The sequence below is a fragment of the Pseudoalteromonas sp. A3 genome (assembly GCF_025942345.1).
In the GTDB taxonomy this organism is placed as follows: Bacteria; Pseudomonadota; Gammaproteobacteria; order Enterobacterales; family Alteromonadaceae; genus Pseudoalteromonas; species Pseudoalteromonas atlantica.
On record NZ_JAPCKL010000032.1, the window covers coordinates 1 to 1,131 of the forward strand.

1 protein-coding gene is annotated in these 1,131 nt (G+C 38.5%); it reads left to right on the forward strand.

All coding sequences use genetic code 11. The annotated features are described in order from the left end of the window. Positions 1-155: 155 nt before the first annotated feature. A partial coding sequence (locus OIZ54_RS20245) for an IS110 family transposase (RefSeq protein WP_264391152.1) occupies positions 156-1,131 on the forward strand: 976 nt, incomplete at its 3' end.

Genomic DNA, 1,131 nt, shown 5'->3' on the forward strand with positions numbered 1-1,131 from the left:
ATTTATCACATCGAAGTCAGTGAGCTTGCCTTTGCGCCTAGTATTTAATACTGCTCCGTAGATAAAGCCCTGACTTTCTATTCTCACAAACTGAATGGTATCCAAGCACACTTTTATTTAAGTAGATGCTGTATGTACAAGGGGAGTAAGTAGAGATGATGTTTATCGGCATTGATATTAGTAAAGAGAAAGTTGATTTATCGTGGTTGAGAGACCAGCTTACAAACAAGATTAAAACAAAAGTCTTTAAAAACAAGCATCAAGACTTTGAGAAAATAGAAAAGTGGCTTTTAAATACAACTAAAAGCGTTGCTAGTGAGCTCGTTATCACCCTCGAACCAACGGGTGTTTATCATGAAGCACTGATGTATTTTTTACATGAGCAAGGCTTTAATATTATTTTAGCGAATACAGGCAAAGCGAAAAAGTATGCTGACGCGTTAAACATAATTCATAAAACAGACAAATCTGATGCAACGATGCTTGCCCACTACGGCTGTGCAAAGCACGCAGTCGTTGATTATTGGCAACCTGAAGCGTTAGAAGTTAGAGAGCTTAAAGCCCTTATCCGTCGTTTAGATGCGCTTGAGAGTAACCGGCAACGAGAAGCTAACCGATTAGAAGCAAGTGAATTCAGCAACGTTTCAGCACGTGTTCGCCAATCGATAAAAGTGACTATCGCATTTTTAGATGACGAAATTAAACAGCTTAAATCTGACATTGATGATCACATAGATAATGAGCCTGGTTTAAAAAGAAACAGGAAACTACTAGAGTCTATACCTGGCATTGGGCCTGTATTATCGAGAGAGCTGACATATTTGTTTGCGGCTAAAAAGTTTAATAAAGCCAAAGAAGCAGCAGCTTATTGTGGATTAATCCCACGGCACAATGAATCGGGTAAATTAAAAGGGCGAACAACAATCAGTAAACTTGGGCCAGCCAGAATTCGCTGTAAACTCTACATGGCAGCCATTGTCGCTGGGCAATGGAATAAAAGAATAAAACGACACAAGTTAACATTAATAAATAACGGTAAAACACCGATGCAAGCTGTATGTGCGAATATGAGAAAGCTCATTCATATATGTTTTGGTGTAATAAAAAACCAAGAAGCGTTTAAGCTCCAAG